The organism is Paenibacillus oceani, from assembly GCF_014705615.1.
Lineage (GTDB): Bacteria > Bacillota > Bacilli > Paenibacillales > NBRC-103111 > Paenibacillus_AB > Paenibacillus_AB oceani.
This window is the reverse complement of record NZ_JACXJA010000031.1, coordinates 1-21,699: the sequence shown is the minus strand read 5'-3', so window position 1 is coordinate 21,699 and position 21,699 is coordinate 1. Positions and strand designations below refer to the sequence as shown.

17 protein-coding genes are annotated in these 21,699 nt (G+C 54.7%); 15 read left to right on the top strand and 2 right to left on the bottom strand.

Annotated elements, in window-relative coordinates:
• Positions 1–10 precede the first annotated feature (10 nt).
• The 11 genes from IDH45_RS21685 (at position 11) to IDH45_RS21635 (ending at position 14,643) form a co-directional block, all read left to right on the top strand.
• The gene (locus IDH45_RS21685) at positions 11–1,618 is read left to right on the top strand and encodes a hypothetical protein (protein ID WP_190930234.1); all 1,608 of its coding nucleotides are present in this window, start codon (positions 11–13) and stop codon (positions 1,616–1,618) included.
• Positions 1,619–1,649: 31 nt separating this feature from the next.
• The gene (locus IDH45_RS21680) at positions 1,650–3,089 is read left to right on the top strand and encodes a copper amine oxidase N-terminal domain-containing protein (RefSeq protein ID WP_190930233.1); all 1,440 of its coding nucleotides are present in this window, start codon (positions 1,650–1,652) and stop codon (positions 3,087–3,089) included.
• 310 nt (positions 3,090–3,399) lie between these two features.
• On the top strand, positions 3,400–4,410 hold the full coding sequence (locus IDH45_RS21675) for an ABC transporter substrate-binding protein (protein ID WP_190930232.1): 1,011 nt from the start codon (positions 3,400–3,402) through the stop codon (positions 4,408–4,410).
• 5 nt (positions 4,411–4,415) lie between these two features.
• Positions 4,416–6,473 carry an iron ABC transporter permease gene (locus tag IDH45_RS21670; protein ID WP_223836861.1) on the top strand — a complete coding sequence of 686 codons (2,058 nt, stop codon included), beginning with the start codon at positions 4,416–4,418 and terminating at the stop codon, positions 6,471–6,473.
• Positions 6,474–7,332: 859 nt separating this feature from the next.
• Positions 7,333–7,986 (top strand): Gfo/Idh/MocA family protein, encoded by a 654-nt coding sequence (locus tag IDH45_RS21665; protein WP_190930231.1) that lies wholly within the window; start codon positions 7,333–7,335, stop codon positions 7,984–7,986.
• A 124-nt stretch (positions 7,987–8,110) separates the two neighbouring features.
• Positions 8,111–9,646 carry a hypothetical protein gene (locus IDH45_RS21660; protein WP_190930230.1) on the top strand — a complete coding sequence of 512 codons (1,536 nt, stop codon included), beginning with the start codon at positions 8,111–8,113 and terminating at the stop codon, positions 9,644–9,646.
• Positions 9,647–9,709: 63 nt separating this feature from the next.
• Positions 9,710–11,035 carry an ABC transporter substrate-binding protein gene (locus tag IDH45_RS21655; protein ID WP_190930229.1) on the top strand — a complete coding sequence of 442 codons (1,326 nt, stop codon included), beginning with the start codon at positions 9,710–9,712 and terminating at the stop codon, positions 11,033–11,035.
• Positions 11,036–11,085: 50 nt separating this feature from the next.
• A complete protein-coding gene (locus IDH45_RS21650) occupies positions 11,086–11,976 on the top strand; it encodes a hypothetical protein (protein WP_190930228.1) in 891 nt (296 codons plus the stop codon).
• An 87-nt stretch (positions 11,977–12,063) separates the two neighbouring features.
• Positions 12,064–13,074, top strand: coding sequence for a D-2-hydroxyacid dehydrogenase (locus tag IDH45_RS21645; protein ID WP_190930227.1), 1,011 nt, complete (start codon positions 12,064–12,066; stop codon positions 13,072–13,074).
• 62 nt (positions 13,075–13,136) lie between these two features.
• Positions 13,137–13,586: a YhcH/YjgK/YiaL family protein gene (locus IDH45_RS21640; RefSeq protein ID WP_190930226.1), complete on the top strand. Its 450-nt coding sequence runs from the start codon at positions 13,137–13,139 to the stop codon at positions 13,584–13,586.
• Positions 13,587–14,331: 745 nt separating this feature from the next.
• Positions 14,332–14,643, top strand: coding sequence for a hypothetical protein (locus tag IDH45_RS21635; protein ID WP_190930225.1), 312 nt, complete (start codon positions 14,332–14,334; stop codon positions 14,641–14,643).
• A gap of 544 nt (positions 14,644–15,187) precedes the next feature.
• Here the strand turns inward: IDH45_RS21635 and IDH45_RS21630 are convergent.
• Both IDH45_RS21630 and IDH45_RS21625 read right to left on the bottom strand, forming a co-directional pair.
• Positions 15,188–17,335 carry an ABC transporter transmembrane domain-containing protein gene (locus tag IDH45_RS21630; RefSeq protein ID WP_190930224.1) on the bottom strand — a complete coding sequence of 716 codons (2,148 nt, stop codon included), beginning with the start codon at positions 17,333–17,335 and terminating at the stop codon, positions 15,188–15,190.
• A 181-nt stretch (positions 17,336–17,516) separates the two neighbouring features.
• A complete protein-coding gene (locus IDH45_RS21625; RefSeq protein ID WP_190930223.1) occupies positions 17,517–18,413 on the bottom strand; it encodes a LysR family transcriptional regulator in 897 nt (298 codons plus the stop codon).
• A 105-nt stretch (positions 18,414–18,518) separates the two neighbouring features.
• Between IDH45_RS21625 and IDH45_RS21620 the strand changes: the two genes are divergently transcribed.
• The 4 genes from IDH45_RS21620 to tnpA form a co-directional block, all read left to right on the top strand.
• Positions 18,519–18,890 carry a CidA/LrgA family protein gene (locus IDH45_RS21620; RefSeq protein ID WP_190930222.1) on the top strand — a complete coding sequence of 124 codons (372 nt, stop codon included), beginning with the start codon at positions 18,519–18,521 and terminating at the stop codon, positions 18,888–18,890.
• A complete protein-coding gene (locus IDH45_RS21615; protein ID WP_223836860.1) occupies positions 18,890–19,567 on the top strand; it encodes an LrgB family protein in 678 nt (225 codons plus the stop codon). Before IDH45_RS21620 ends, IDH45_RS21615 begins: the two co-directional genes overlap by 1 nt.
• A gap of 295 nt (positions 19,568–19,862) precedes the next feature.
• On the top strand, positions 19,863–21,191 hold the full coding sequence (locus tag IDH45_RS21610) for a hemolysin family protein (RefSeq protein ID WP_190930220.1): 1,329 nt from the start codon (positions 19,863–19,865) through the stop codon (positions 21,189–21,191).
• Between the two features lie 265 nt (positions 21,192–21,456).
• The coding region (gene tnpA / locus IDH45_RS21605; protein WP_190930219.1) for an IS200/IS605 family transposase at positions 21,457–21,699 on the top strand (243 nt) is incomplete at its 3' end.

The following is a 21,699-nucleotide window of genomic DNA, read 5'->3' as shown; positions in this document are numbered from 1 at the left end:
GGAGGATGGAATGACTGCTACGAGGAAGCGGGTCGTGAAAGGATTGCTGGCCGCTCTGCTGCTGATGCCATTGCCGGTTCATGGCGCCGGATTGTGGTCGGAGTCGGACTATGGGAGCGGCACGACTGGCAGCGGGATCTGGTCGGATCTGGAATGGCAGACGGGCAATCCGGGGACAACGCCGGCGAACGACGGAACGACAAGTACCGGAAGCGGCAATGGGCTGGGAATAGAGTGGCAGACGGGCAACCCGGGAACCACGCCGGCGAACGGGGGAACGACAAGCACCGGAGACGGGAACGGACTGGGAATAGAATGGCAGACGGGCAATCCGGGAACGACGCCAGCGAACGGCGGTACGTCAGGTACCGGAGGCGGCAACGGTCTCGGTGTAGAGTGGAGAATTGGCACCCAATCAGGTACGGCTCCTCAAGGCGGCCAGCAGAACAATAACCAACAGAACAATAACCAACAGAACAATAACCAGCAGGGAGACCGGGCCGCGTTTACTCCCCCGCCGGGCATGACGGAAATTGAACTGTACCGGCATGCTTATCAGAAGGACGACACCGTGTACATTCCGTTAACCTACGTCATCCGGGCGATATCCGACCAAAAGGAAGACGACATGAAGAGTGCCGTAAGGTATTACAAAGGCACGGACATGAGGGACTTCCTCTACCTGAAGCATGGAGATCCCAAGGTGTACCGTTCCAGCTGGACCTACGACTATACCCGAACGAGTTTCGACTTGACTGAGCCGGTATTCGAGAACGAAGGGTGCAGCGGTCATTATTCGTGCTGGTACGTTCCCCTGGATAGCCGGATAACCGAATATTTCGGCTACAAGGCCGAATGGAGGCCGGAAGACCGGGTCGTTACGCTGGGCTCCAAGTACTATTTTAAAGTATACGACGATCACTGGAACCGGCAGGAGCAGTTATGGCGGGGCCAATATATCGGGACGTGGGATGTGTTCCGTCACGGATTGGCCGATACGGTGCAGGAGAGCTGGGGAACGCTGGAGATCCGGGAGGACGGTACGATGGTATGGGATGACCGCGTCCAGGTGAACCGGGGCCGGTGGATGATGAGCTCCGATACGAAAGGATTGGCCAGGACGACGAACGGATTTAATAACTACGGATGGAACCTGGACTTTATCGAGGATGGAACGTTGAAAGTTTACGGGTATGCGATGACGTTTATCGGGTTCAAACGGTTTACGCCGAACGAATCCCCATTTGTTCCGCCCGCAGGCATGAAAGAAATCGCTTTGAAAACGCCTGCCTTTATCGAGAACGGTCAACTGTTTATTAACGCTGGCGCGCTCCGTTCGCTGAAAGCGTCCTTCAGCGGCAACCCCAGCTCGATGAGAATTACCAGAGGCACGGAGGCACTGTCCATTCATGTGGACAATTCGACGTTTTTCATCAATTACCCCGGCACGGTCAAGCCGCTGTCGGCCAAACCGCAGTTCATCGACGGAATCTGGTACATCGCGGCCAAAGAACCTATGGATTTTCTGAACTACCGGATGACGCTTGACGCGAACAATCGGGTACTGCTTTTGGATGATGAGTTTTTCCTGAAAATTGTAGAGAAGCCGACCGAATAAGCAGAAATAAGTGAAGGAGGAAGGACGTATCTTGAAACGGAAACGGTTAGTAGGAGCGATATGCGCCCTATGTCTAATCAGCATGTTGTGGTGCGGTGCAGTCAGCGCGGATCAAGCCGGAGATCGGGTTCATTGGTCCACCGCGAAAACGTTCATCTACGAGGGGCTGCACCCGTATACGTTGAACTGGAGCGGGGATGTGCTGGACCGCGGGGGATTATCGCTAGCTACGCTTAAAACCACTACGTCGAGTAAGGACGCGGACATCGTGATTAACCAATACGGCGCGATGGGAGCGGCAGGGATCTTAAAGCTTGCCGGAGAGAAGCTGGAGGAGGCGACGGACCGTCCGCGCTCCGGCTTCACGAACTCGGTCACGCTCGAAGAACAGGCGCTGTATCTGATTAAGCTGCACGACGGCCAACTTGCCAAAATCCGCATCGACTCGTTGTCGGCAAGCAAAGCGTCTTTCTCTTATGTAACCGAGGCAAAAGCATCGCAGTCGTCGCCAGCACCTTCTACGGAAGGCGGCAAAAGCCAGTCCGGACCCGGCACAACACCCGAATCTTCGGGGGCCGGCGCACCGAAACAGACAACGGCCCCCGATCTGGGCGAAGGGACGCGATGGTCCGACAGCTACGAAGTACCGGTGCCGGAGCAGCTCCCGTATCCGCTCAAAATTTATTTGACCTTGGACAGCAAGGAAGCATCGGTTCACGACAAGCGCAACCGGAATACGGACTACCGTCTTCATACCGCGCCGTTTCTGCTGGACGGCCGGACGATGGTTCCGCTTCGCTTCATCGGAGAGGCGCTTGGCGCCAAAGTGGTCTGGGGAGCGGAAGATCAATCGATCACGCTGCTGAACAATCCCGGCATAACGATCCAGCTGTGGATTAACAACAAGCAGGCCGTCGTCAACGGCAACACCTACGAGCTGGATGTGGCGCCTGTCATTCACGAGGAGTCTGCGGTTATTCCTTTGCGTTTTGTGAGCGAGCACTTGAACATGTTCGTCTATTTTAATCAAGGCGATCTTTTGATTACCGACACCGAGAACCCCTATTTTGAAATCGGGGCGGATCTCAAGCCCCCTTCATCGGCAGAACCCGAATCTTCTTCGGCCGCGGGTACGGAGGATGCATCCTTTTTCTACGGCACATGGAACTTATGGATTCCCGGAGGATACGCCCCGACAAGTTCGGTTACCCATGGGGACGGGTCCCGGACGGTCACCCATTCGTACACCCCGGGAGCCGCCGGAGACTGGATCGAAATACGCGAGGACGGCACTTACTCCTGGCTGGATCTGGGCAAAACGTACCAGGGGAAATGGGCCGGAAGCGGCAGCGTGATCACGTTGCTGGGCGGACCGATGGATTCGGACTGGTCGATGCGCAAGGAAAGCGATACGGAAGTCAAAATTTTTGCATGGGGGCTGGAGTATAAAGGTTCGAAAGCGTCGGAATAGCCATATCTCATGTACAACCAAAAGACACCCGCGAGGGTGTCTTTTGGTTTAAAGGGCTAAAACCGAAGAACGCATACGTTTTTCACCGTGCTGGGGTCAGAAGTGCGGCGGTGCGGTTGGGATGCGGATTTGCCAGGAACAGGGGGTGGGCTGGAGTGCCCTGGAGATGGATGAAATTCCAATATTTTAAGTATTGACATCAAATATGATAACGATTATCATTTTCAACTGAATAGAAATCATTTTAATGTAAGTAGATTGATCGGTAAAGTTAGTGAATTTATTCATATCGCTTAGGGGGATTTATTTTATGAACCGGTTGAATAGGCCGCTACTTGTCTTTGCCTGTGTCCTGCTTGTATTCCTGACAGCCGCTTGCGGAGCGGGAAGCAGCGCTTCCAAGGAATCCGGGACGCCCGCGCCAAGTCCGGCTCCGGAAGCTTCGTCGGGAAGCAGAGAGATCCAGCATGCTCTTGGCACGACGGTGATCAAAGGAACGCCGAAACGCGTAGTTGCGCTGGAATGGTCCCTTGTGGAGCATTTGCTGGCGGTAGGCGTTCAGCCTGCCGGGATCGCCGATATTAAAGGATACAAAACGTGGGTAAACATTCCCCCGCAGCTCGATGCAAGCGTAGCTGATGTGGGTTCGCGTACGGAGCCGAGCCTGGAAGCGATCGCGGCCTTGAAGCCGGATCTGATCATCGCTCCGGACTTCCGGATCAAGTCGAGTTATGAAGCTCTGAGTAAAATTGCTCCGACACTTGCTTTCAATCCGTATCCGGCGGAAGGAGCAGGCAACCAGTACGACGAGATGGAGAAAACGTTCAAGACGGTGGCCGAGCTGATCGGCAAAAAAGCGGAAGCCGACAAAGTGCTGAGCGATCTGCAGAAGTCGTTCGACGAATCCAAGGCGAAGCTGAAAGCGAAAGGCAAGGAAGGGGCGGAGGTTGCCGTCACCCAGGCGTATTCGCAGCAAAACGCCGCCGTCCTGCGGATGTTTACCGACAATTCGATGCTGTCGCAGATTATGCACCGGATCGGACTGAAAAATGCGTTCAAATCGTCGAAGTTCGAATCCAACGGATTCTCGACAACCAGCGTCGAAGCGCTGCCAGCGGTCCAGAACGCCAATTTCATCTATATCGTTCAAGACAACGACAACATATTCGACAAGCAGCTGAAAGATAATGCGGTCTGGAACGGACTGACGTTCGTCAAGGAGAAACGCACGTACAAGCTGCCGGGCAATACGTGGACGTTCGGCGGACCTCTGTCTGCCAAATCGATCGCTGATCTCGTAACCGACTCCCTTACCAAATGACCAGCATGAGAACCCATTCGATCATGATGGATGCCGCCCGGCCAGCGGGATGGACGACGGCATTCGTATTCGGGGGCGGCTTCGTTATACTCGCCGCCCTTCTTTTCGTCAGTCTGACGTACGGCGAAGCAGACATTACACTGCGCCAAGTGGTGGAGGCGATCGCCAATCCGCAGGACAATCCCGCGCATCATATGGTGCGGGGCGTACGCCTGCCGAGAGCGGTCATGGGACTTCTCGCTGGCGCCGCGCTCGCTGTGTGCGGTGCGCTGCTGCAAACCGTAACGCGCAATCCGCTCGCATCGGCGTCGACGTTCGGCTTAAACGCCGGCGCTTACTTTGTGATTATGGCGGCGGCTATATTTCTGCCCGCCTTAAAGGCCGGCGCTCCGCTGCTGCTTGGCCTTGCGGGAGCGCTCGGCGCTGCGGCGATGACCTATTTGATCGCGGGAGGCAAGCGGGGCACGCCGGTACGAATGGCGGTGGCCGGCATGATTGTCGGCCTGGTGCTCTCTTCTTTCACGAGCGCGCTGCAGCTGCTGTTCGAGACCGAAGCGTCCCAGCTGCTTGCCTGGGGAGCCGGCTCGCTCGTACAGAACGACTGGAGCGGCGTACAATATGCCGCGCCTTGGATTATCGTCGGAATCGTTTTTGTGATGTTTCGCGCACGCGCTTTCGACATGCTGGAGCTTGGGGAGGAGACGGCCCGTTCCCTCGGCCAGAAGGTGGACACGGCGCGCTTCACCGGCATCGCTGCCGCTGTCCTGCTTGCCGGCGTGACGGTAAGCGTCGTCGGACCGATCGGCTTCGTCGGCTTGATCGCGCCGCATCTGATCCGGCTGATGGGCCTGCGCCGCCATCTGTACCTGCTGCCGGCCAGCGCCTTATGGGGGGCGGTAATTCTGGTCGGCGCCGATACGATCGCCCGGATGTTCCGCAGCTCGATCGGCGAGCTGCCGGCGGGGGCGGTTACGGCCCTGATCGGCGCGCCGTGGCTCATCTGGCTTACCGTACGCGTGATGAAGGACCGGCAGACTCAGGAAAACGGCTCGTCCATGAGTATCGGTGCAACCGGTGCGCGCATTCCGTATCCGGTACTCGTCGCTGGGGCTTTGCTCCTGCTGGCGGTCTTGATTACCGGCGGGTTAATGGTGGGCACTTTGCGGCTGTCCATAAGCGAGGTATGGCTTGCGATGACGGGCGGAGGCCAGGAGTTTGTGCGCAGCGTCGTGATGGACCTGCGTCTTCCCCGCATATTGGTCGCGGCGTTCGCAGGCGCGGCGCTGGCGATTGCCGGCTCGATGATGCAGGGCGCCGTGCGCAACCCGCTCGCCGATCCGTCGGTTATCGGGGTCACCTCGGGAGCAGGCTTCGGGGCGCTTGCCGTCATCGTGTTATGGCCGCAGGCTTCGGCCGCGATGCTGCCTGTAGGGGCCATCGCCGGCGCGGTGATGGCGGCGGTCCTCGTATACGCGTTTTCCTGGCGGAAAGGATTTAATCCGATCGTCCTTATTCTGGTCGGGATTGCCGTCTCCGCGATCGGGACGGCGGGCATCCAGTTTTTCGTAATCAAATCCGGAATCGCCGCGGCGCCGGGGCTGGCGTGGCTGGCTGGCAGCACTTATGCGCGCGGTTACGACGAATTGCTGCGTCTCGTTATCGCGGTCGGCTTGCTCGGACCGTTCGCATGGCGGCTCGGGAAGAGAATGGACCTGCTTGCCTTCGGGGATCAAGTGTCGCTGGGACTAGGGCTGAAGCTTCAGAGCACGCGTCTGATTGCGACCGCAATCGCCGTGCTGCTGGCGGCAGCGGCGGCCTCCGCCGTCGGCTCGATCGGATTTATCGGGCTGCTAGCGCCGCATGCGGTCCGTCTGCTGGTCGGCCACCACCATCGCAGAGCCGTCGTGCTTTCCGCGTTGATCGGCGCCCTGCTTCTCGTCGCAGCCGACCTGATCGGCAAAACAGTCATCGCGCCGAAAGAAATCCCCTCGGGCATAATCGTAGCTCTGCTCGGTACGCCGTATTTGCTTATGCTTATGTACCGGAGCGCGGTGCGGAAGTGACGGCGCCAACCTATGGGAGAGAATCTGGAAAGACACCTATCCCTGGTAGGTGTCTTTTGGCTTTTTGGGCTGGAGCGAACGAACGCAGTAAGAGCGGTTTGTACCCTTTATTTCGTCCGAAACCTCGATTGGACAAGAAATAAGAGTGGTTTGAAGCCGCTAAAATCCGCGAAAAGGGTCTACTCCCCAGCAGTTGGTTGAAATAAGGGGTGCAAACCGCCTCTATTCCCTTTGGTTTGTCGAAAAGGCCGAAAATAGGAGGTGCCAAAGACTCTTATTTTGTTCAGAGCTCGGTGCATACGGTTTGGCGAAGGGGAACACAACCTGCTCACAAAATGGAGGGGAACAGGCTTCATTTGGAGTCGAGTTGTTCCTGCAAAATCTCATCTACGAGCGGCTGGAGCGAAGGTACCCATCCCCTCCCGCGTATCAACGTGTGGGTCTGCGCGACAAAGGACGTCCGGATGCTCCGGTTATTCTTAAGAGTAAAGAAGGTATCATTTCTCTAGAAAAGCAACCTCTTACGCTGGGTCATTCGACGTGGGAAAGCTTCGTTTAGTCGTTTAGAAGCTTTTCTTATTTTCGTTCGTTCCTGTATCGGGACACTTTCCGCGAAAAGATGTCCGCTCATCTTGTTGTTGGCTGACGGTTACGTCCGCTACACTTGTGTTACACGTATTCGAGGAGAGTCGCCGAAGCGAGTGCGGCATACAAGGAGGTGGTACGGCTTCGCAGATCGTCATACCAGTTGCTGTTGAGCGAGGCAATGCTGTTTTTGGTTCCATGGCTCGGTAAACCGAGGGGGTCATTCCGTTTTTTTGTTGAAACAGTCGCGAATGAAAGCGGGTTGGCTAATCACATGATGAAAACGCTTTCTCATTTCGTTTGTTTCAAAGGCTGGTATCGGGACGAAGGAGAGACGGGCGGACTTTTTTTGCAAAAAGCGACGCATGATTTCGACTATCTTAATTTCATTTTACAGGCAAAGCCTACCCAAATTTGCGCGATGACCTCCAAGCAAGTATTTAAAGGGAATAAGCCTGCGGGGCTCAAGTGCGCGGATTGCGACGAAAACGATACTTGCGAAGAAGGGCAGGCCTGGCAATGGGAGTCGTGTTGTTATGCCGAGGATACGGGCAACGAGGATTCGGGCAGCGCTTTGATCCGGTATGAGAGCGGGATGCACGTTTCCTACTCTCAGAACTTCTTCGTCCGCCGCAAAGCGGGATTGCGGGGAGCACGGCTGATCGGGTACAAGGGTACGCTGGAATTTGATTTTTCCGGCAAAATTCGAGTGTTTCTGCATCATAAGCCAAGAGTGGATACTTATGAGCTGGAAGCCGAAAACGGACACTCCGGCGGCGACGCCGCATTGGCACGCAACTTTATTCAAGTCATCCGCGGCGAGGGACGATCGATTTCGTCCTTGAATGACGGAATGCTCAGCGCGTACATGTGTCTGAAGGCGAGGGAGTCTGCGCAAACCGGGAGCTTCCAGCAGTTGAACTGGTAATTACACCTATGTGAGTTGAACTAAATATCTTCGATGGTAACTCTCCATGTAGCGTGAGAAAAGAAAAGGGACTTCCATTTGCATGAGTTCAACTTTATAGAGCAACAAAAAAAGGAGCGATTCTATGTTTACTTTTCCTTCTACGGGCATAAAAACTGATCGTGCCGTCTTGTTCGGAATGGATGACAGTTATTTTCCATTTCGCAAAAATGTGTCCCTCCATTTCAATAAGCCGCAAGTAAGAAAAGAGCCGGTGCTGGCTCCTTCGAGCGATCCCAATGCGCCGGACTCGATTGCCGCGCAATTTTACGGGACCGTGCTGCACGATGGCGGGAAGTTTCGAATGTGGTACGTGGGGATGAGCCTCGGGATGAATCCCGACATGCCCTCCGAAGACCGGGAGTGGTTGAAGAAAAGGCCCGCCCTGCAACGGTTGATGATGGGGCCGATCTGCTATGCGGAAAGCGATGACGGCCTTCATTGGGTGAAGCCGAATCTCGGCCAATTGAAATTTAGAGGCAGCGTCCATCATAATGCGATCGATCTTCCCGATACGCTCATTCATTGCCCGACGATTATTAAAGATGAACAGGACCCGGACCCGAATCGGCGATACAAAATGGTGTATCAGTATTACATTCATACCGAGTCAAGCCGCAATGCGCCTACGATGCGCACGGCGACAAGTCCGGACGGCATCCGCTGGACCGCCGGCCCCAGAGGGCTTGTCCGGGAATTCGTCGAGCATTGCTCCTTCTATGCCTACAACGGCTACTACATCGTAAACGGTCAGTCTATAGAGCCATACCGCAGAGGAGAAGGCGGGGCCCCCCGGGGCAGGCAGGGCTTCGTTCATATATCGCCGGATTTCGAGCATTGGCTGCAGGAAAGCGCGGAGTCGTTCGCACTTCCGGAACCGCAAGATCCCCGTCAGCGCGGAATGACCAAAATCTACGACCAGGTGCATCTCGGAACGGCCCCTCTTGTGTACGGCAATGTGGCGGTCGGGCTGTACTGCATTTGGCACCATCGGGAACCGTTCGCGGACATTTCCGGAGACTTCGGCCTGGTGCTAAGCGACGATGGCATTCGCTACCGCGAGCCAGTCAAGGGGCATGTTTATTTGCATGCAGGGGAGTCGCCGGCGACGCCGGTGCCCGGCAAACAGCTGCAAACGGTGCTGTGTCAGTCGAACGGTATTTTGAATATCGGAGATGAGACATGGATTTACCATGGACGATGGAGGAACGCTTGGCGTCCGGAGGGGGACTTGACGGAAGATTATTATGGTGAAGTAGCGCTGGCCATACTCCCGCGCGACCGATGGGGGTCCCTGAACGTGTACCCGGATCAGACGGAAGGCTCCGTATGGTCAGTGCCGATGGTGCTGCCGGAAGGGAAATTCGAGTGGAGGCTCAACGCTGAGGATGCGGCGGGAATCCGGATCGAGCTGTCCGACGAGCGTTTTCAATTGATCCCGGAGTTTTCCGGCAGCAACAGCGGGATCGTACGGCAGGACGGTTTCGATTCCGTGGTCGAATGGCCGGGGGGAGAGCTGACGCAGTTGTCCGGCCGGCAGGTCCGGGTTCGGGTTCATCTTGAAAAGACGGAACGGATCAATCCCCGCTTATACGCGGTGTACGGAGTTTGTACGAATTAATTTGCTTATGGGGATGCGGTTTGCGATCGAGAGGGCTTAGTAATTGGATAGGGGGCTAAGTACATGGTGAAAATGGGAAAAGCAATCGGAGTAATCTGCATTGCAGCTTCGCTTCTCTCCGCATGCAGCAGCGGCAGCAAAGAAAAGGTCGGCAATGACACCGAAAAAATCGCTCTCACTCATGCGGCTGAGACGGAAGCGGCGGAGATTGTATTTTACTCGCAAAATGGGGCTACGGAAAAAAGTTTTAATGAACTTTTCGGCGACAGTTTGAGGAAGAAATTTCCTGACTATACGTTCAAATTCATTGAACGTACCGGAACGGGAACGTATTTGGCGGACTTGATGGCGGCCAAAACGCATTTCGACATCTACTTCGCATCGGTCGGACACTATGAATTTGACGTTTTTCCATTCGATTTCCAGTACGATATGACCGAATTGATCAAGAAGCACAAAGTCGACTTGAATCGGCTCGACCCGTCGATGATTAGCGGCGTCGAAGCATCTTCCCACGGGATTTACGCTTTGCCCGTTATGACGAATGCGATGGTGTTGTATTACAATAAAACGATTTTCGACAGATTCGGGGTCCCGTATCCGAAGGACGGCATGACTTGGGACGAGATCAACGAATTGTCCCGCAAGATGACCCGCAAGGAGGGTGATGTCCAATATATCGGATACGCGCCTTTCCCGAATTATATGATCTATATGAATCCGTTATCGATTCCGAATATCGACAAGCAAACCACGTTGCCGACCATTAATCAAAATGAAGGCTGGAAAAAGTTTTTCCAATCGTTTTTTGTAACGCCTGCCGAAATACCGGGTGTGAGGGACTACTTGCTGCAGGCGAAAGATCATATCGTCAACCAGTTTTTGTACCAGAAGGACGTAGCCATGCTTCCCTATGTATCCGGTTTGATTCCGGCGTGGACGGAATTGCTGGGTTCGCTGGATTGGGACATCGTATCGCTGCCCACGTTCAAGGAAACGCCCGGGGTCGGTGCGCAGCCGTATTCGGTCTATTACGGTATAACCAAGATGGCCAGAAACAAGGACGCCGCCATGAAAGTTCTGAATTACATGCTCTCGGACGAGATCCAGAAGGGATTGGCCAGAACGGGAAACATCCCGGTAATTAAGAGCGAAGCGACGCGAAAAGAGCTCGGGCAGGAGACGGTATTTAAAAATAAAAATTGGGGAGCGGTATTCTACAACCAAATGGCCCCGGTTCCTTATAAAGGCCCTTATGATGTGCAGATCGCGGCCATATACGGCAGTTACGGCACCCAGGTCATGCAGGGCAAGCTGGATGTGAATACGGCTTTGCGCAAGGCTGAAGAGGACGCGTTGAAGAAAATCCAGGAACTTCAGAACCAATAACCTGATCACAAACCCGCTAGTATATCGTTATACGAAAGGTTGGATCACCTATGGAGAACGATGCGAAAAGGAAAGTGAGCCGGCGTCAGGCGTTATTCGCTCTGGGTGCGGCCGGCGTCACGGCGGCTACGATCGGAACGGGAATATCCGTGGTCGCCTCGGGTGCCGAAAGCGAGGAAAAGAAAATGATGTCAGCTTCTGTGAAGAGGACGGTTCCTTCCATCGCCGAATTACGAACGCTCCTCCCGGACTTCGATGGAGAAGTCGTATATCTGAATGGGAGACAGGGCGGAAGTTCGCTCGGCGCGGGAAATTTCATGTATGTCGGTTCGAGTACCGCACCGGATGACGACGGCGTGACTGTTGGAAAATGGATTCGACAATACAGCGACTATGAGGTGGATGCCGGCTGGTTCGGTGTCGACAATGACAGTGCCGATTATGCGGATGGGTTGCAGGCTGCTATCCAGTATGCGGCGGCAGCGGCGAATATGGCCTCCGGCATGAGGGTTCATTTGCCTCGCGGCAAAATAGGACTATCCCGCAAAATCCTGTTGCCGAATCGCGTAGCCATCCACGGTGCCAATGGCCGCGGTACCGCTATTGAGGCGCTGAACGGCGCACTGGCCTGGGCCGTATTCGATGCAAACACTACGGCCAACGGCGCGGATGCAACGATGCTGGCCGCATCGGATAATGTGCAGAGAGTGGTTAAGGTAAGCGACGGAACATTCACACTGCTGTATAAGCGTAATCTTCCCGTGGGAGAGCGTGCGCTTCACCTGACAACAAATCTGAATAATGGGGATTGGATCAAGGTCAGCCATAACGGAAGTACCGCTTCCGGAGAAACGTTTCAGGTGTGGCGCAACGTGGCCGGAACGCCATCCCTGTACAATCCTCAACGGGGACGCATTACCGTTCACGGCAATCGGTTTTAAATCGTTTTGAAGATGAAGAAGGGCTCCCGAACAAGGCCGGGATCGACGACGCCCCCCCACCTTTTCGGGAACCCGTTGGAGGAACTTATGCTTAACATATTGGTCGATATGCCGGTAGACCGCGAGAAGCTGAAGCAGCTGCAGGACGTACCCGGCGTCCGGGTACAAACGGTCCCTCCCCGCGAGAAGCCGGAGCCGATTCCAAAGGAGCTTGCGAAAGACACGAACGTTTTGTTTTGTACGTTTCCGCCGACGAATATGGAAGACTGCGAAGCGCTTCGTATGATTCAGATCAGTACGGTCGGTTATAACCAGGTCGTAAACATAGGTTTGGCGGAAAGAGGCGTGCGGGTCTGCAACGCGCAAGGCGTGTTTGACGTTCCGATCGCGGAATGGAATCTGGCGATGATGTTTCAACTGGCGCGCGACATGCGCGGGATGCTCCGCAACCAGGAACAGAAAATATGGGACCGCTCGGCCCGGTATCAGACGGAAATACGCGGCTTCAAGGTCGGGATCTGGGGGTACGGAGGAATCGGCCGGGAGACGGCTCGTCTCGCCAAGACGATGGGCATGAACGTTCGAGTGCTCGTACGGGATCATGTGAAGGAGCGCGGCCATACGTACTGCGTTCCCGGGACCGGTGATCCTCTCGGCACGCTCCCGGACCAGGTGTTCACCAGCGGGCAAGAGGCGGCGTTTTTGCGGGATTTGGATGTTTTGGTTGTGGCTGTCCCTTTGACGAAGCATACGGAGGGGATGATCGGGGAAGAGGAGCTTCGCGCGCTGCCGCAAACGGCTTTTGTCCTGAATCCGTCACGGGGGCCGATTATCCGCGAAGACGCTTTGCTGCGCGCCTTGCGCGAGGGATGGATCGCCGGGGCGGCCCTGGATACGCACTATCATTACCCGATGCCGCCGGACCACCCGCTGTGGGATTTTCCGAATGTGATTATGACGCCGCATATATCCGGGTCGTCGCAGAGCACGCACTTTATGGAACGAATTTGGTCGATTTTTCTTGAAAATGTTCGAAGGTTGGTGCAGGGTGAACCGTTGCTGAACGAATTGTCGCCAAGCCAACTGGACGGGCAATAACTCGGTCCCGGGGAAAGTGCCGACTACGCGAACATCAAGTTATATAGAGGGAGAGAACTTGCATGATTACAGATTCGTTGCAGCATATCAGACAATATTCGAGCGTGAGCCCCAGATTGGAGCGGGCGGCGTTGTTTCTGGAAACCCATGACTGCAAGGCGCTTGAGCCGGGCAAATACGAAATCGACGGCGACCATGTATACGCGCTCGTCCAGCACTACGAGACGAAGCCGAGGGAGAAGGGGCTGTGGGAAGCGCACCGGCAATATCTGGACGTCCAGTACATGGCGGAAGGTTGCGAAGCGCTGGGGTACGTCCCGATCGACCGGACGGAAGTGACCCGCCCCTATGATCGCGATGGGGATTACGCTTTATTCTCGGCATCCGGCGACTTCTTCACGCTACGGGAAGGACACTTTGCCGTGTTCGCTCCGCATGACGTGCATATGCCTGCCATCCAGCTGGAGGCGGCTCAAGCCGTCAAAAAAATCGTAATCAAGGTTTTGATTTAATCGCTACGCTAGTGCGATCGGGACAGCATCACACGTCGAAGGACCGTCAGGGATTCCCTGGCGGTTTTTCCTGTTAAGATCAGTATGGTTAAGTTCTCCGCCGAGCTAAAGCGGAGCAGCGTCATCTTCTTTGTCGAATCGGCATGGGTCGCAAGTCACTCATCGCGGCTGTTCGGCTTGTTGTCTTGCTTCCAGGAAGGGAGGAACCGGATAAGAGCGGTTTGCAGCCGTTATTTTGTCCAAAGCCCGCTTGGACGAGGAAATAAGAGCGATTTGAAGCTGCTAAAATCGGCGAAAAGGGTGCAGACGCGTCGAGTGGGTTGAAATAAGGGGTGCAAACCGCCTCTATTCGTCTCTATCGTCCCCATATGCCGAAAATAGCTGGTGCCAGAGACTCTTATTGCGGGATTCACCTCACGAAGGATGAAAGCTCCAAAGAGTCACGGCCTTCCTTCACCAGCCCCAGCCGCATGGACTTACTTCGACACCCGTTTATTTTCATTTTGTTACCGTGCCGCCCTGCGGCATGGACATCTTCTTTGTTTAGGGACGCATTCTGCTTTCGGCGAGGCTGATCACGATCTGTTCGAAAAAGTAGAGGCTGAGGGCTCATGGGAGGCCGAGCGGGTATTCAACGGTAGAAGGAATGATAAATATTTCTTATATAAGCAAATTGTACTATTCTAAATATGTCGAATTTGTTACAATGAGCAAGTGTTCGACCTGATTAAGGAGGAATAGAATTTTGACAAATTCTAAAGTGTTGAAATGGGTCTCGGGTTCGCTGGAGCTTTTTCTGGCCATCCCCATTTTAGGAGCGCTGGTGGTGATGGGAAGTTATTATACGGTACTCGGTGCCATGCTCGTTCTCCATATTGTGACCCTGGTCCTGTCCAAGCAAAATAACGAGCCCATATACGGTTCGGTGCTGGGAATCATCACCTCGCTGGTAGCCTGGATTCCGCTTGTAGGCTGGATTCTCCACCTGCTCTCCGGGATTTTCCTTATGGTTACCGCCGCTCAGAAAAGCAAACCGCCCGCATCCCATCATTATTAAGATCATCCCGCACACAACCGTTCATCGGAACGGCCGGAAGCGCCAAAAAGCACCCGCAAGTGTGCTTTTTGCATGCCGGGATGTCGGAATGACAATCTCAACGAAAAAGACACCCGCCCCCCGGGTGTCTTTCCTGTTTCATTCGTCGCCTGATGCGCTCACACGAGTTTCGTGCGTCTCTCGAATCGACGACAGTACGCCTCCAGCTCGCGGAAGGAAATCGTATAAAACGCCAGCTCGTTCACGACCGACCGGGTCGAGCCAGGCAGCGCGCTGAATTTGGCGAAAAGCTTATCCGGATCCGTCGGTGCGCGGCAGTCCAGAACTGAACCTGCTCGACCTCGGGATTGCCCTATCGAGAGCCAGATACAGATGCCCGTCCGTCAGATAGGAATAAAGCAGGGAGATTGCATCCAGCGTTGTAAAGGAAGGGGGTACGTCTTGTTTGTTTTGCAGTAAAAACAACCCGATTTTGGCATAATCGTCATCAGCGACGCAATGTTGGAAGTGTGCAGACATCGTGCTTTCCTTTCCGGCCGAGCCGTCATAATCGCTTTTTCAGCGTTTGTTCCAGCGCCTGGAGAATTTGAGGATATTCGGCCGTCAGCCGATCGAACGACTCCCGTCTCACCGCAATCAGCACGGAAGGCGCCAACGCTCTTACTGTAGCGGTGCGCGGAATGTTTTTGAGCAGCGCAATTTCCCCGAAATGGTCGCCGTCCTGCAGAACGGCAACTTGTTTCTCTCCTTCACCGGGGAACTGCTTCCGGACCTCAAATTTGCCGCGGACGATAATGTAAAACTTATTGGCTTCCTCGCCCTCGCGGACGACGTCCTCCCCTTCCTGACAAAGCTCGGTCGAGAACAAGCCGGCGATATTCTGGAGCAGCCGCCGGTCGATGCCGTCGAAGAAGGGCAGCTTCGCCAGCCGCTGAACTTCCACGGTAGCATGAAGCCCGTCGCTGGACAGATGGAAGCCGTGCTGCTTCTCCCATAGGCTGTGGTACAATCCGCTGTGCTGCACAAGCTCCTCGTGGGTGCCGGACTCCGCGATCCGGCCCTCGTGGAACACGTAGATCCGGTCCGCATGAACGACGGAGGCCAGCCGGTGGGTGACGGAGATAATCGTCATCTCTTGGCGGATCTGCTGGATCAGCTCATTAATATCGGCTTCGGTCGCAGGATCGAGCGCCGACGTCACCTCGTCGAGCAGCAGCAGCTTCGGTTTTCTCAGCAGCGCCCGGGCAAGCGCGATCCGCTGGCGTTCGCCGCCGGACAACGTGCCGCCTTCCTGATGAATCCATGTCTCATACCCCGATGGCCAGCGGGTAATGACATCATGAATCTTCGCCTGTTTGGCGGCTTCGATCATCGCTTCTTCGCCTCCATCCAGGTTATCCAGCAGCAAGTTGTCGCGAACCGTCGCGTTAAACAGAAACGTTTCCTGAGTAACGAGCGTTGCCAGCTTTCTTAAGGAAGCTTCGCTGACCGTGCGCAGGTCGTGACCGTTAATCGTCACCGTCCCTTGACCGGGATCGTAGAAACGGGACAGCAGCTGCAAAGCGGTGCTTTTGCCGGAGCCGCTCGGCCCGACGAAGGCCACGTAGCTGCCGGCCGGGATGTGCAGGCTGACGTTACGGAGCTGATCGGACTCTTCGGTATAGCCGAAGGTGACCTGATCCATCCGGACCGAAGAGACGGAGGCGGGCAGTTCTACGGCTCCGGCCGCTTCAGGGATGTCCGGCTGATGGTCGAGCAATTCTCCGACCCGGCGGAAGCTGGTGCTCGAATCAATCAGATTCGGAATCAGAAACGATAAGTTGGAGCCGGCCTGCCCGACGCTCATAAACAGCGTGAAAAAAGCCATAAAGCCGCCGATCGTCATCTCGTCTTGGAAAATGAAATAACCGCCGAGGCCCATCATAATCCCGTTCAAAATCAGCAAAGCGGTCAAAGGCATACGTTCCATCAGAGAGTTGGTTACGTGCAAGCGCAGGCCGAACGAAAACAGCTCGAGAATTTGCCCGCGCGCGCGCTCCCGGAACCGCTGCTGCTGATGCAGTCCTTTAATGGTCCGATGCCCCTTGGCCATCTCGTCGATCGTATTGGAGAAGCGCTCCTGAGCTTCCTTGTAGTTCCGGTTGGCAGCTTCGGCACGTCCTTGAAGCAGCCGGGGGCCGACAAACATCAGTGCAGAGCCGGCCAGCACGGCCAGCGTCAGCTTCCATTCGATCGAGAACAACATGCCCAGGCCGAGCATAATATTTAACAATTCCTTCAGGAAGAAAGGACTGGTGAACCGAATGGCGTTTTCGATGGACGACATATCCGACGAGAAGCGGGTGACCAGATCGCCGACTTTATAGCGCTGATAGAAGGGGAGGGACTGCTTCTGCAGATGCGCGAACAAGTCGGTTCTGAGCTGACGGATCACTCCGCCGCTCAGTTTCCCGAGCGAGTAATCCCCGAATTGGCCCGCCGCGATGTTGAACAGCCCGCCGCCGATCAAGATGCTCATGATGAGAAGGAAAACCTGAAAATCTTTGGGCGTAAACGCTTCGTCCACTAAATATTTGAGGCTCAGGGGGGCTGCAACCGAATAGGCGACCTCGACAAAAATACTGAATATGAAAATGCCGCTCAGCAGCTTATAGCGCTTAAGCTGGTGCAAGAGGATCTTGATTAAACTCAACTCAAATCGCCGCCTTCCAGTACCCATAGATTACCGTAGATTATTCATGCTGTAAACGGTTCCTGCCGGGCGCTTCGGCTTAATTCCGGTCCCACAAGTCCATGGACGCGAAGCTCTCCCGCAAGCCCCGGCTGCCCATCGTATTCAGGCGTTGTCCCGCACCGGTCAGGTCCTGCGACTGTCATCGCCTGGCGGCGCGTGTGAACAGCTCCTTCGTAAACTTGATCCATTCCCTGGCCGCATGGGACATATACCCTTCCCGCCTCCAGGCCATATCGAGCCGCCAAGGGATGACCGGGTCCGTCAGGACGGCCGCTCTCACCTTGCCCGGATTCAACTGCCGGCACATCGTCTCGGGCAGCATAGCGATCCCCAGATCGGCTCCCACCATCTCTCCGATAAAATCCCACTGGGAGCTTTCATAGACGATATGAGGATCGAAGCCGACCGTACGGCATTCGGAGATGATCCGGTCGTGCAAAGCGAAGTCGCTGTTGAACAAAATAAACCGCTCCCCCGCAAGCTCTGCCAGCCGGATCTGCTCGCGATCCGCCAGCGGGTGGGCAGGGGGCAGGATGACCTTTAACCGGTCTTCGACCAGGGTGAAGGAATCGAACAGGACCTCGTCGATCGGCCATAGCGCGACCCCGACATCGAGAAGGCCTTCGGACAAGCTTTCCTCGATTCGCTTGGCCCCGTTCTCCATCATCTTGATTGCTATGTTCGGGTATTGCTCCCGGAACTTCTTGATCACCTGCGGGAAAAAGCTCGAGCCCGCCATCGGCGGAATGCCGAGCCGGATGCTGCCCGTATTCAGGTACGTCAGATCATGCAGAGCCGCCTCCAGCCCGTCGAACAACTGGAGAATCGGCCCGGCGTGGCTCACGATCGTTTCTCCGGCGGCCGTCAGCTTGATATGCCTGCCCTCCCGGACGAATACTTCGACTCCGAGCTCATTTTCCAGATTTTTAACGATTTTGCTGATCGTCGGCTGGGTCAGGTGCAGCGCCTCCGCTGCTTTCGTAAAGCTGTTATGCCTGACGATTTCGGTAATGTATTGCAAGTGGCGGATGTCCAAATCGGTCGCTCCCTTCCATAGATAAAAGGAATGAAAACCATTCTATATATTGATTTTACGCATGAAAGGCGATCTTGTATACTTTTTACAAAGGAGCTGGACAGCATGAGAAAAATGGCGGGGATCGCGCTTCAAATTTTATTTTTTGTCGGCATAGCCCAAATCGCGGACGTTCTCGCTTCGATCCTTCCTATCCCGGTACCGGGAAGTATTGTGGGGATCGTTCTTTTATTTGTTCTGCTGAAGCTGAAGATCGTCCGTCTCGGGTGGATCGAGCAGGGCTCCAACTGGCTGATTGCCCAGATGCTGCTGTTTTTTATACCGGCTACGGTCGGCATTATGAACTATAAAAGCATGTTTATGACCAGCGGACTTCGGATTATAGGCACGATCGCGATCAGTACGGCGGCTGTCATGATATGTTCGGGTTATATCGGCGAACGGATCGCCGCGCGCAAGGAAGGGGAGGCGTCATGATGGACGCGGTATTATGGCTGGGCTGCACGATCGCGGTTTACTGGGCGGCCAAACGGCTGTACAAAAAATATCCGAAAATCTATATGTCGCCGTTGCTTCTTACGCCGGTCGTCCTGATCGGCCTGCTGGCGATTAGCGGAGCTTCGTTCCAAACGTACAACGAGGGAGGCGTCTGGCTCTCGAACATGGTAGAACCGGCGACCATCGCTTTGGCGGTCACGATGTATAAGCATATCGATCTGCTGAAAAAGCACGCCTTCGTCATCGCAGTCAGCGTCGGCTGCGGGGCGTTGACCGGAATCGTCACCTCGGCGGGACTGGCCCGTCTGTTCGGCCTGACCTCGGAGCTGATCGGCAGCCTCGCTCCCCGTTCTGCGACGACGCCTATAGCGGTGTCGATAACCGGGCTGATCGGCGGCATCCCGACTATTGCCGCTGTAGCAACACTTATCACCGGGCTGCTTGGTTTAGTGATCGGACCGCTCATCGTAAAATGGTGCGGAATCCGGAGCTCGATCGCCCAAGGGATTTTGTTCGGGACAAGCGCTCATTCGGCCGGGATCAGCAGGGCGGCGGAGTATGGTACGGCAGCCGGATCGATCGCGGGAGTCGCTATGCTGCTGACGGCATTCGTTACGCTGGGCGCCGCCCCGTGGATGATTGAATGGTTCCGCTAGACGGCGGGTCTGCCGCCTTTTTTTGCCGGAAGCCGATCAACCGCCTTTTGCCTGCGAAGGAATAATTCCATATAATGAGGAATAGGTGTATACTTCGACGGTTTAAGGAGGTGACTGAGATTATGGACGATGAGCCAGAGGAAGCGGGCGATAGGATTCAGTCGGCAAGGTTGCATAATAAAATCAAAATTTACGGGAAAACAAGTTACTATCCTCGGGATTGACTTTCCGTCCGTCTATTCATGGAGCTGTAGGAAAGACAATGACCTGATTACCGGGATGGAGGAGGAGCAGCTTGTTTACAGAAATTTTGGTTCTTATTGTACTCATTGTGCTGAATGCGTTTTTTGCAGCCTCGGAGATCGCCTTGATCTCGTTGAACGATAACAAGATTCGATCGATGGCCGACGCGGGGCACAAAAAAGCGAAACTGTTGCAGAGCCTTCTGAGCGAACCGAGCCGTTTCTTGGCCACTATCCAAATCGGGATTACGCTAGCCGGATTTTTGGCGAGCGCTTTCGCGGCCGAAAGTTTTGCCGGCAGAATGGCGCAGTACTTGTACTCGGCGGGAGTCCCTTTGCCGCAAAGCATGCTGGAGACGATATCGGTTATCCTGATTACACTGCTTCTGTCTTATTTTACGCTTGTCCTGGGCGAGCTCGTCCCGAAGCGGCTGGCGATGCAGAAGTCGGAATCAATCTCCATGTTTGCGGTCACACCGCTTACGTTTTTGCTGAAAATATCGGCGCCGTTCGTCAAATTGCTGACTCACTCGACGAATCTGCTCGTCCGTCTCATGGGGGTCGACCCTCATGAGAACAAGGAACAGGTGACGGAAGAAGAAATCCGGATGATGGTCGATGTCGGCAACGAGAACGGGACGATTCAGGAAACCGAGAAAATGATGATTAACAACATCTTCGAATTCGACAACAAGGCGGTCTCGGATATTATGACCCACCGCAGCTCGGTAACCGGCCTTCCGCTGAATTTGTCACTGAAAGAAGTGGCCGGGATGGTTAATATCGAGAAATATTCGAGATATCCGATATTCGAAGACAATATCGATAATATTGTAGGCATTCTGCACGTGAAGGACATCATGAAATATATCGAAGAAGGCAGCGAAGAGACGTTCGTCATTCGTGACATTATTCGTACGCCTTACTTCATTCCGACCTCCAAACGGATCGATGAGCTGTTTAAGGAGCTGCAGAAAAACAAGGTGCATATGGCGGTCGTCATCGACGAGTACGGCGGCACGGCCGGTATTGTCACGATCGAGGATCTGCTCGAGGAGATCGTCGGCAACATTTTCGACGAGCACGACGAGGAAGAGAAAGAATTCGAGCAGATGGACGACAGTACGTACGTCATCAACGGAAGTCTCAGTCTGCGGACGCTGAAGGACGTGCTGAACGTTCATTTGCCGGTCGAAGACTACGACACGGTCAGCGGCTTCGTAGTCGGCCAGCTGGGTCGAATTCCGCTTGAGGACGAGAGACCGGTCGTGGAATACGAGGGATTGATCTTTAAGGTCGAGGAAGTCGACGAGAAGCGGATCAGCAAAGTTCAAGTCCTCCGGTCAGCGGCCGAACCCGCCTCCGGGACCGAATCCGAGTAGCTGTCTCACCGATGCGCCAGCGAGAATGAGGCTGAACCGGCACCGTCCACTAAGGCGTTCCCCTGTGACGCCCGGGCGGTGCTTTTCGTGTGTTGAAACGGCCGCGTGATGACAGTTTTTTTGAAAACATCGGATAGGGCGTGGCTTATGCCACGTTAACTATCCGATACATGTTTGGGTGACTTTTACAACAATCCCTTTAATGTCAAGGTTTCTATAGGTGAACAACACTGACATATGTTATCCTGTAATCAGAGGTGATTATGTGTCAGAAATAAAGCGTGGTCGTGGTTACGTCTATGCCATTCAGTACCACATCGTATGGTGCGTAAAGTACCGACACAAGATACTTGTGGAAGAAATCGACGTAAGACTAAAAGAAATTGTTGTTCAGATTGCATCCGATAACAACTTCACAATATCTGAAATTAAAAGCGACTCCGATCACATTCATCTCTTAGTGGAATGTACACCACAGCATTCAATACCTGGTATGATTAATGCGTTA

What these genes read in the sequence shown, in the direction of transcription:
- IDH45_RS21685 (WP_190930234.1), top strand. Translation starts at nt 11, where the DNA reads ATGACTGCTACGAGGAAGCGGGTCGTGAAAGGATTGCTGGCCGCTCTG.
- IDH45_RS21675 (WP_190930232.1), top strand. Translation starts at nt 3,400, where the DNA reads ATGAACCGGTTGAATAGGCCGCTACTTGTCTTTGCCTGTGTCCTGCTT.
- IDH45_RS21670 (WP_223836861.1), top strand. Translation starts at nt 4,416, where the DNA reads ATGAGAACCCATTCGATCATGATGGATGCCGCCCGGCCAGCGGGATGG.
- IDH45_RS21665 (WP_190930231.1), top strand. Translation starts at nt 7,333, where the DNA reads ATGATGAAAACGCTTTCTCATTTCGTTTGTTTCAAAGGCTGGTATCGG.
- IDH45_RS21660 (WP_190930230.1), top strand. Translation starts at nt 8,111, where the DNA reads ATGTTTACTTTTCCTTCTACGGGCATAAAAACTGATCGTGCCGTCTTG.
- IDH45_RS21655 (WP_190930229.1), top strand. Translation starts at nt 9,710, where the DNA reads ATGGTGAAAATGGGAAAAGCAATCGGAGTAATCTGCATTGCAGCTTCG.
- IDH45_RS21650 (WP_190930228.1), top strand. Translation starts at nt 11,086, where the DNA reads ATGGAGAACGATGCGAAAAGGAAAGTGAGCCGGCGTCAGGCGTTATTC.
- IDH45_RS21645 (WP_190930227.1), top strand. Translation starts at nt 12,064, where the DNA reads ATGCTTAACATATTGGTCGATATGCCGGTAGACCGCGAGAAGCTGAAG.
- IDH45_RS21640 (WP_190930226.1), top strand. Translation starts at nt 13,137, where the DNA reads ATGATTACAGATTCGTTGCAGCATATCAGACAATATTCGAGCGTGAGC.
- IDH45_RS21620 (WP_190930222.1), top strand. Translation starts at nt 18,519, where the DNA reads ATGAGAAAAATGGCGGGGATCGCGCTTCAAATTTTATTTTTTGTCGGC.
- IDH45_RS21615 (WP_223836860.1), top strand. Translation starts at nt 18,890, where the DNA reads ATGGACGCGGTATTATGGCTGGGCTGCACGATCGCGGTTTACTGGGCG.